The 8712-nt window shown below is 70.3% G+C and carries 9 protein-coding genes; 5 read left to right on the top strand and 4 right to left on the bottom strand.

Annotated features, from left to right (window positions below; all coding sequences use genetic code 11):
• A partial coding sequence (locus tag VLG41_RS12655) for a Dps family protein (RefSeq protein WP_325349760.1) occupies window positions 1-499 on the bottom strand: 499 nt, incomplete at its 3' end.
• A 38-nt stretch (window positions 500-537) separates the two neighbouring features.
• On the bottom strand, window positions 538-1368 hold the full coding sequence (thiD, locus tag VLG41_RS12650) for a bifunctional hydroxymethylpyrimidine kinase/phosphomethylpyrimidine kinase (RefSeq protein WP_325349759.1): 831 nt from the start codon (window positions 1366-1368) through the stop codon (window positions 538-540).
• 124 nt (window positions 1369-1492) lie between these two features.
• On the opposite strand from thiD, the gene VLG41_RS12645 reads away from it, so the two are divergent.
• Complete coding sequence (locus VLG41_RS12645; RefSeq protein WP_325349758.1) at window positions 1493-2386, top strand: SdiA-regulated domain-containing protein; 894 nt, start codon at window positions 1493-1495, stop codon at window positions 2384-2386.
• Window positions 2387-2425: 39 nt separating this feature from the next.
• Window positions 2426-3106, top strand: a complete 681-nt coding sequence (locus tag VLG41_RS12640; protein WP_325349757.1) for a lamin tail domain-containing protein — start codon at window positions 2426-2428, stop codon at window positions 3104-3106.
• A gap of 34 nt (window positions 3107-3140) precedes the next feature.
• On the opposite strand, the gene VLG41_RS12635 is transcribed toward VLG41_RS12640, so the two are convergent.
• Both VLG41_RS12635 and VLG41_RS12630 read right to left on the bottom strand, forming a co-directional pair.
• Window positions 3141-3830: a DUF6064 family protein gene (locus VLG41_RS12635; RefSeq protein ID WP_325349756.1), complete on the bottom strand. Its 690-nt coding sequence runs from the start codon at window positions 3828-3830 to the stop codon at window positions 3141-3143.
• A gap of 9 nt (window positions 3831-3839) precedes the next feature.
• Window positions 3840-4760 (bottom strand): aldo/keto reductase, encoded by a 921-nt coding sequence (locus VLG41_RS12630; protein ID WP_325349755.1) that lies wholly within the window; start codon window positions 4758-4760, stop codon window positions 3840-3842.
• Window positions 4761-4879: 119 nt separating this feature from the next.
• Here VLG41_RS12630 and VLG41_RS12625 point away from each other — a divergent pair, with 119 nt between their 5' ends.
• From VLG41_RS12625 to VLG41_RS12615, 3 genes are read left to right on the top strand one after another with little or no spacing between them, the layout of a single operon-like run.
• Complete coding sequence (locus tag VLG41_RS12625) at window positions 4880-6157, top strand: PQQ-dependent sugar dehydrogenase (RefSeq protein WP_325349754.1); 1278 nt, start codon at window positions 4880-4882, stop codon at window positions 6155-6157.
• The gene (locus VLG41_RS12620; protein ID WP_325349753.1) at window positions 6157-6474 is read left to right on the top strand and encodes a cytochrome c; all 318 of its coding nucleotides are present in this window, start codon (window positions 6157-6159) and stop codon (window positions 6472-6474) included. Before VLG41_RS12625 ends, VLG41_RS12620 begins: the two co-directional genes overlap by 1 nt.
• Window positions 6471-8615, top strand: coding sequence for a TonB-dependent receptor family protein (locus tag VLG41_RS12615; protein ID WP_325349752.1), 2145 nt, complete (start codon window positions 6471-6473; stop codon window positions 8613-8615). The genes VLG41_RS12620 and VLG41_RS12615 overlap by 4 nt, the downstream gene beginning before the upstream one ends.
• The last annotated feature ends 97 nt before the right edge of the window (window positions 8616-8712 follow it).

The raw sequence follows: 8712 nt of genomic DNA, 5'->3' as shown, positions 1-8712 counted from the left end.
ACTCTTCCAGAAGGGAGCGCAGCATCCACGCGGTCTGCTCGTGCACCGTGAGGCGCTGCACCAGCACGTCGGCGGTGGGCTCGTCGCTGGCCTTGTCGACCAGATCGAACATGGCGCGCGCGGTGCGCGCCGCGCCTTCGTGGCCCTTGGCCAGGATGGCGACCATCTCCAGCGCCTTGGGCGGTGTGGCGGGTGCGTCGGGCAGCGAGCTGAGCTTGGCGAAGTCGGCGTAGCTGCCGGGCGCCACGTGGCCCAGCGAGCGGATGCGCTCGGCGATGGGGTCGACCGCGTTCCACAGCTCGGTGTACTGCTGCATGAACATGGCGTGCAGGCTGTTGAACATGGGGCCCGTCACGTTCCAGTGGAAGTTGTGCGTGGTGAGGTACAGCGTGTAGGTATCGGCCAGCAGGTGGCTCAGGCCCTTGGCGATGGCGGCGCGGTCCTTTTCGCTGATGCCGATGTTCACGGCCATGACGGGTTTGGCGGTCTTCTTGCTCATGGGGGCTCCTTGATGAGAACGGGTGACAGGTTGAAAGCTTAGCGCTCTTGCGCGTGACCGGTGGTGGGCAGGGGCGAGAAGCCGTGGTTCAGCGGCCCGTGGCCGCGGCCCAGGCGCCACTGCGCCGATGCGTGCAGTGCGGCGCGCACATAGTCGCGCGCCTGGGCCACGGCGTCGGCCAGTGGGAGGGCGCGCGCCAGCCCGCAGGCGATGGCGCTGGAGAGGGTGCAGCCCGTGCCGTGGGTGTTGGGGGTGTCGATGCGCTCGCCAGCCCAGCGCGTGACGCTGTCGCCTTCCAGCAGCAGATCGGTGAGCACCGGGCCGCTGAGGTGGCCGCCCTTGAGCAACACGCCGCGCGCGCCCAGCGCGCGCAGCTCGCGCGCGGCGCTCTCCAGCGCGTCGGCCGTGGGGATCGCGTGGCCCACGAACCAGCCGGCTTCGTCGAGGTTGGGCGTGATCACCGTGACGCGCGGGAACAGCTCGGCCACCAGCACGGCCATGGTGTCCGGGGCGATCAGGCGGTCGCCGCTGGTGGCCACCATCACCGGGTCGAGCACCACGCGCTGCAGTTGGTGGCGATCGATGGCGCGCGCCACCGCGCGCACCACCTCGGGGTCGTGCAGCATGCCGATCTTGACCGCGTCCACGCCGATGTCCTCGACGACGGCATCGATCTGCTGTTCGAGCAAGGCCGCGGGCAGCGCCTGGATGGCGCGCACGCCTTGGGTGTTCTGCGCGGTGATCGCGGTGATGGCGGTCATGCCGAAGCAGCCCAGCGCGCCCATGGTCTTGAGGTCGGCCTGGATGCCGGCGCCGCCGCCGGAGTCGCTGCCGGCGATGCTGAGGACGCGGGGGGGATGGAGGCTCATGTCGGAAGTTCCGGCCCATGGTCCGATGGGACCATTCGAAGAGGTCTCGATTGTTTCATCTGTTCATGTTCGGTTTCCAGAATCGTCCGGGGACCTTTCCCGGACATACCAGCGAGACCAGACCATGCCCTCCCTTTCGTTCAAGCGTGTGGCGGCGGCCATTGCGCTCCTGAGTGCTTCCTTCATCCCCGTGGCCGCGCAGGCCCAGGCCCTGGACCTGTCGCGCTACACGCTCACCTCGAGCTTCGCGCTGCCCGGCACCGCCTCGGAGTCCTCGGCCATCACCTGGAACTGGGACACCAACACCCTGTTCGTGGTGGGCGACGAGGGCGAGTACATCACCGAGGTGGCGCGCGACGGCACGGTACTGGGCAGCATGCGCCTCACCGGCTTCGACGACACCGAGGCCTTGACCTACATCGGCAACGGCGAGTTCGTCATCGGCGAGGAACGCCTCCAGGACGTCTACAAGCTGAGCTACCAGTCGGGCGGCAGCGTCTCGCGCGGCTCGCTGCAGACCGTCTCCCTGGGCGCCACCGTGGGCAACGAGGGCATCGAAGGCATCTCCTACGACCGGGCCAGCGGCCAGTTCGTGGCGGTGAAGGAAAAGAACCCGCAGGCCGTTCAGTACGGCGGCATCGACTTCGCCAACGGCACGCACAGCATGAGCAGCCTGTTCACGCCCAGCCTCGGCGTGGCCGACCTGTCGGACGTGCAGGTGCTCAGCGGCTTCACCGGCGCCAGCTTTGCCGACCACCTGCTGATCTACAGCCAGGAATCGCAGCGCCTGCTGGAGGTGACGCGCACCGGCCAGGTGCTCAGCTCCTTTGCCTTCACCACCCTCAGCGGCATCGCCGAGGGCGTGACCATCGCCGCCGACGGCACGATCTTCATCACCGACGAATCGCCCTTCGTCTACATCCTCACCGCCCCGGTGCCCGAGCCCGAGACCTACGCGATGTTGCTGGCCGGTCTGGCCGCCGTCGCCGGTGTCACGCGCCGTCGCCGCAACGCCTGACCCCCGTCCTTCGTCCCTTCTTCCCACAGGAGCCTGACCATGAAAAAGCAACTCGCCGCCCTCGCCGTGGCCGCCTTCGCCGCCTGCAGTTCGTTCGCCGCCACCACCGGCGTGGTGATCACCGAGTGGATGTACCAGGGCGCCGGCAGCACCGACCGGGAGTTCATCGAATTCACCAACCTGGGCCCCACCGCGGTGGACTTCAGCGGCTGGAGCTACGACGACGATTCGCGCGCGGCGGGGACCTTCCCGCTGTCGGCCTTCGGCATCGTGGCGCCGGGCGAGTCGGTGATCATCACCGAGATGAACCCCAACACCTTCCGCAGCATCTGGAACCTGGACCCGAGCGTGAAGGTCTGGGGCCCGTACACCAACAACCTGGGCAACGGCGACGAGATCAACCTCTTCGATGGCGCCGGCCAGCTGGTGGACCGCCTCACCTACGGCAGCGACCCGCGCACGCGCGGCATCAGCGGCCACGCCACCAGCGCCGGCGCGCTGGGCGCGAACGACGTGTCGCAATGGGTGTTCTCGGCCGTGGGCGACATCGAAGGCTCCTGGGTCAACAGCCTGGGCGACATCGGCAGCCCGGGCCGCACGGCCTTCGCGAGCCCCGTGCCCGAGCCCGAAAGCTACGCCATGCTGCTGGCCGGACTGGGCGCTGTGGCCGGCCTGGTGCGCCGCCGCCGCAAGGCCGCGCTGCTGCCGCAAGCCGCCTGATCGCCGCACCTGTGCCGCGCGCTCGCGCGGCGCATCAGGCCACGGCGTCGCTGCGGTGCCGTGGCCTGTTCCGTCGGGCCAGCGCGGCACCCAGCGCGATCGCCGCCGCCGCGAGCGGGGCGAACGCCAGACCCTGCTCCATGGTGGCCAGCGTGGCAGCGCTGATCAGGCAGACCAGCACGCCCAGCGCCAGCAATACCCACCACAGCCCATGTCCCGCGCGCGAGTCTGGCCGCACATGCAGCAGCAGGCCCAGGCCCGCCACCGCCGTGGGGTCGGGTGCCAGGCCGATGAGCTCGGCCTGCACGAAGGGGCGCCCGTCCGCCAGCGCCATGAGTGGCCAGGACAGCGCGGCCATGAGCAGCAGCAGGGTGCCCACGCGCGCGCGCCGCGCCACCGCTGCTGCACCCGACAGCAGCAACCAGCCCAGCGCCGCGATCAGGTACAGGCCCACCAGCGCCTGCGCGCCCCAGTTGATGGGCACATAGAGCCGCCACACGAAGCCCCAGGCCACCAGCGCGCTCAGCGCGGCCATCAGGCCGGTGCCCAGGCGCGCGGCGCGCGGATGCCCTTGCCACAGTGCGAGCGACAAGGCCAGCACCAGCACGTTGGCCAGCAACCCCAGCGGCCACCAGGCGGCGTTGTGCAGCTCGAACAGGCGCCAGTAGGTGTCGGGCGCGAACATCAGGAAGTCGGAAGGACGGTAGGTCCACCACTCGCTCATCGACGGCCCCTACAGCGCGCCGATCGCGCGCGCGATGCGTTCGCGCTGCGCCGCGTCGGGCAGCGGCCCGCGCGCGGCGGCCAGGTTCTCGCGCACGTGCGCCACCTGCCGCGTGGCGGGGATGGCGCAGGTCACGGCTGGGTGGGCCAGCACGAACTTCAGGATGAGCTGGGCCCAACTGCTGGCGCCGAGCTCGGCGGCCCAACCGGGCAGGGGGTGGCGCGCCAGCGCCCGCGTGAGCTGGCCTTCGCGAAAGCTGCGGTTGACGATCACCGCCACGCCGCGCTGCTGCGCCAGCGGCAGCAGGCGCTGTTCGGCCTCGCGGTCCAGGGGGTTGTAGGTGAGCTGCACGAAGTCGAGCGTCTGCGTGCGCAGGATCCGCTCCAGTTCGTCGTGGCGCCGGCCCTCGGAGGTGGTGATGCCGACGCAGCGCAACTGTCCGCTGGCCTTCATGCGCTGCAGCATCGGCAGGTGCTCTTCCCAGGCCAGCAGGTTGTGCACCTGCATCAGGTCGAAGCGTGGCACGCCCCAGTGCGCGCGCGATTGTTCGATCTGCGCCGGGCCGCGCGCGGCGCTGCCCGTCCAGACCTTCTCGGCCGAGAACAGCGGTGGCGGCCCGCCCAGCGAGGCCAGCGCCTGCCCGATCACGGCTTGCGAGGAGCCGTACATGGGCGAGCTGTCGATCAGGCGCCCGCCGTCGGCGAAGAAGGCGCGCACCACCGCGGCGCATTGCGCGCGGCCTTGCGGGTCGTTGCCCACGTTGAAGGTGATCCAGCTGCCCAGGCCGATGGCGGGAATGGCCTCGCCCGTGCTGGCGATGCTGCGCTGCAGGACGGCGCCGGCCGGCTGGGCCCGGGCGAGCGGGAACGGCGCGAGGCCCAGGCCGAGCACGGTGCGCCGGTTCAGGCCACGGTGGGTGGGGTGTTCCATTTCGTCACACAACAGGCACAGGTGGGAGTGGGATATTGCCGCGCCCCTTGTGGCGCGGCAAACACCGCACCCACAATGAGTTCGCCCGACCCGATCGGGTTCCACCAACGAGGAGACACATGAAGACGATTCCGCTCATCACAGCGTGGCTGCTGTGCGGACTGATCACGTCCGCCTCCGCCCAGGCCGGCAGGGACAACCTGCAGGCGCTCAAGCAGTTCAAGGTCTCGGGCACGGACCTGAACATCCCGCCCGTGCCGCAGGAAGGCCGCAACGCCGAGGCCATCAAGGCCAACCTGAAGAACGTGAAGCTGCCCGCGGGCTTCAAGATCGAGCTCTACGCCGTGGTGCCCGACGCGCGCCACATGGCTGTGGCGCCCAACACCAACATGCTGTTTGTGGGCACGCGCAAGACGCGCGTGTGGGCGGTGACCGACCGCAACGGCGACAGCGTGGCCGACGAGGTGAAACCCTTCGCGCCCTCGCTCAATTTCAAGGTGCCCAACGGCGTGTGCTGGACCAAGGACGGCTTCCTGATCGTGGTGGAGCACAACCGCGTGCTCAACTTCCCCGCCGCCGAGTTCTTCTACGAAGGCCCCGACGTGGCCGTGATCGAGGTGGTGCCGCAGGGCAAGCTGATCCCGGAGGACGAGGAGTCCTTCAACCATGGCGCGCGCGTGTGCCGCGTGGCCGACGACGGCACGCTCTACATCACCGTGGGCCAGCCGCACAACGTGCAGCCGGCGGGCAAGCTCGAGCTCTACGACCGGCTGGGCATTGGCGGCGTGGTGCGCATGAACGCCTTCGACGGATCGAAGCGCGAGGTCTACGCGCGCGGCGTGCGCAACTCGGTGGGCATGGACATCAACCCCAAGGACAAGACGGTGTGGTGGACCGACAACCAGACCGATGGCCTGGGCGATGACGTGCCGCCCGGCGAGCTCAACCGCTCCACCAAGGCGGGCGAGCACTTCGGCTACCCCTACTGGAACGGCGCCAGATTCAAGGTGGCGGGCTCGCCCGCGGCGCCCGACCTGAAGGACATGAAGGAGCCAGCCAACGCCATCGCGCCGCAGGTGGAGTTTCCCGCGCACCAGGCGCAGCTGGGCATGACGTTCTACAGCGGCAAGCAGTTTCCCGCGAAGTACCAGGGCGGCATTTTCGTGGCCGCGCACGGCTCGTGGAACCGCACCAAGCCCAGCGGCGCGCTGATCAACTTCGTCCCGCTCAAGGCCGATGGCACGGCCGGCGCGAGCGAGGTCTTCGCCGAGGGCTGGCTCGATACGAACGGCGTGTACAAGGGACGGCCCGTGGACGTGGCGCAGATGAAGGACGGCTCGATCCTGATTTCGGACGACTACGTGGGCGCCATCTACCGCGTGAGCTACGCGCCCTGATGGTGGCAAGAAGCCTTCTGCTCGGGCTGGCCCTCGTGGCGGGTACGGCGATTGCCGGGGACCTCGCGGCGGGCCGCGCCAAGGCCGATGCGGTCTGCGCGGTCTGCCACGGGCCCAACGGCCTGTCGATGCAGCCCAACGCGCCGCACCTGGCGGGGCAGCCCGAGATCTACCTCGTCGAACAACTCAAGAACTACCGCAGCGGCAAACGCTCGCACGACGTCATGTCCGTGATCGCCAAACCCCTGACCGATGCCGAGATCCAGAACCTGGCCGCGTGGTACGCGGCCATGCAAGTGAGCGTGCAGTTGCCATGATGTTTTTCACCGACGTGCGCGCCGCGGGCGCGCTGCTGTGCCTGCCCCTGGGCGCCTTGGCCCAATCCACGCCGGCCGCCGATGGCGGCGCCCTCGCGCCCGTGGTCATCCGCGGCAGCGCCGATGCCGCGCAGCGCGGGCTGGGCAGCGCCAGCGTGGACGTGGTCGACGGCCGCGAGCTGCGCGAGGGCCAGTTGCAGATCAACCTGTCCGAAGGCCTGGGCCGCGTGCCGGGCCTGGTGATCCGCAACCGCGAGAACTACGCGCAGGACCTGCAGGTGTCCATTCGCGGGTTCGGCTCGCGCGCCACGTTCGGGGTGCGCGGCGTGCGCCTGTTCGTGGACGGCATTCCCGCCAGCGCGCCCGATGGCTCCGGCCAGGCCGCCAACTTCCCGCTCGGCAGCGCCGACCGCATCGAGGTGGTGCGCGGGCCCTTCGCTGCGCTCTATGGCGCCTCCAGCGGCGGCGCCATCCTGCTCTACACGCAGGATGGGCCGCGCCCGGGCGAATGGCGCACCGGCCTGGCCGCCGGGCCCGATGGCCTGTGGCGCCTGTCCACCCAGGTGGCCGGGCAGACCGGCACGGCCGAAGCGCCCGGCTGGTCCTACGCGCTGGATGCGGGCCGCTTCGAGACCGATGGCCAGCGGCCGCAGTCGGCCGCGCACCGTAGCACGGCCAACGCCAAGCTGTCGCGCGCGCACGAGGGCGGCCGCACCACGCTGGTGTTCAACCGCCAGAGCGCCTTCTCGCTCGACCCGCTGGGCCTGACGCGCGCGCAGTTCGACGCCGACCCCACGCAGACCGACGCCAGCGCCACCAACTTCAACACGCGCAAGTCGGTCTCGCAGACGCAGGCCGGCCTGGCCTGGGACCAGTCGCTCGGTGGCGGCCACCGCGTGGAGCTGATGGGCTACGCGGGCCAGCGCCGCGTGGTGCAGTTCCAGTCCATTCCCACCGGCGCGCAGGCCGCGCCGGGCAGCTCGGGCGGCGTGATCGACCTGGACCGCGACTACTGGGGCTTCAACGCGCGCTGGCGCCTGCAGCGCGAGTGGCAGGGCGGCGAGCTCGACCTGAGCGCGGGCCTGGCCATGGACCGCCAGAACGACGCCCGCCGTGGCTACAACAACTTCGTCGGCCCCACGCTCGGCGTGCAAGGCACCCTGCGGCGCGACGAGACCAACCGCGCCGACACGCTGGACCCATACCTGCGCGCCGCCTGGACGCGCGAGGACTGGACGCTCGAAGGCGGCGTGCGCCGCGTGCGCACGCGCTTCGAATCGAACGACCGCTTCCTCGCCAATGGCGACGACAGCGGCAGCGCGCGCTACAGCGGCACGCTGCCGGTGGTCGGTGCGCGCTGGCGCCTGGCGCCCGGCTTGCAGGCGTTCGGCAGCGTGGGGCGCGGGCTGGAGACACCCACGCTCAACGAGGCCGCATACCGCAGCGGCGGTGGCGCCGGGCTCAACACCGACCTCAATGCCGCGCGCAGCACCAGCGCCGAGATCGGCCTGCGTGGCCGCCACGCCGATGGCCTGTGGACCGCCACGCTGTTCGACATCCGCACGCGCGACGAGATCGTGGTGCAGAACAACACCGGTGGGCGCTCCACGTTCCAGAACGCCGGGCGCACCGAACGCCAGGGGCTGGAGTTGTCGGGCGAGTGGGCGGTGGACGAGTTCACGCTGACCAGCGCTTACACGGCGATGAGCGCGCGCTACCGCGACGGCTTCCTCACCTGCACCATGACGCTGTGCCCCAACGTGAACGCGCCCACGCCGATTCCGGCGGGCCATCGCATGCCGGGGCTGCCCGCGCAGCAGTTCTTCGCTCAGGTGGCCTGGACGCCACGTTGGGCAGCCCCCATCGGCGGCGTGTTCACGCTGGAGGCGCGGCGCAGCGGGCGCGTGTACGTGAACGACCTGAACACCGACGCGGCCGAGGCGTACACCCTGTTCGCTCTGGGTGCGCGCTTCGAGCAGAGCACCGGCCCCTGGACCTGGCGGCAGTTCGTGCGCCTGGACAACCTGACGGACCGCCGCCACGCGGGCTCGGTCATCGTCAACGAGGGCAACGGCCGCTTCTTCGAACCGGGCGCGGGGCGCTCGCTGTCGGCGGGCATCGAGCTCACGCGGCGGTTCTGACGCCGGTTTCGGCGATGGAGCGATCAACGGTGGCCCTGGCCCGGTGAGCGTGGCCTTTCAGGCCTGAACGATCGGTAGCATGCGACACGTCTGGATA

The sequence above is a fragment of the Hydrogenophaga sp. genome (genome assembly GCF_035481345.1).
Taxonomy (GTDB): Bacteria; Pseudomonadota; Gammaproteobacteria; order Burkholderiales; family Burkholderiaceae_C; genus Hydrogenophaga.
Note: the sequence above shows the minus strand (reverse complement) of the source record. Positions and strands in the feature narration are given on the sequence as shown.

What these genes read in the sequence shown, in the direction of transcription:
- VLG41_RS12615 (WP_325349752.1), top strand. Translation starts at nt 6,471, where the DNA reads ATGATGTTTTTCACCGACGTGCGCGCCGCGGGCGCGCTGCTGTGCCTG.
- VLG41_RS12630 (WP_325349755.1), bottom strand. Translation starts at nt 4,760, where the DNA reads ATGGAACACCCCACCCACCGTGGCCTGAACCGGCGCACCGTGCTCGGC.
- VLG41_RS12620 (WP_325349753.1), top strand. Translation starts at nt 6,157, where the DNA reads ATGGTGGCAAGAAGCCTTCTGCTCGGGCTGGCCCTCGTGGCGGGTACG.
- VLG41_RS12625 (WP_325349754.1), top strand. Translation starts at nt 4,880, where the DNA reads ATGAAGACGATTCCGCTCATCACAGCGTGGCTGCTGTGCGGACTGATC.
- VLG41_RS12640 (WP_325349757.1), top strand. Translation starts at nt 2,426, where the DNA reads ATGAAAAAGCAACTCGCCGCCCTCGCCGTGGCCGCCTTCGCCGCCTGC.
- thiD (WP_325349759.1), bottom strand. Translation starts at nt 1,368, where the DNA reads ATGAGCCTCCATCCCCCCCGCGTCCTCAGCATCGCCGGCAGCGACTCC.
- VLG41_RS12645 (WP_325349758.1), top strand. Translation starts at nt 1,493, where the DNA reads ATGCCCTCCCTTTCGTTCAAGCGTGTGGCGGCGGCCATTGCGCTCCTG.
- VLG41_RS12635 (WP_325349756.1), bottom strand. Translation starts at nt 3,830, where the DNA reads ATGAGCGAGTGGTGGACCTACCGTCCTTCCGACTTCCTGATGTTCGCG.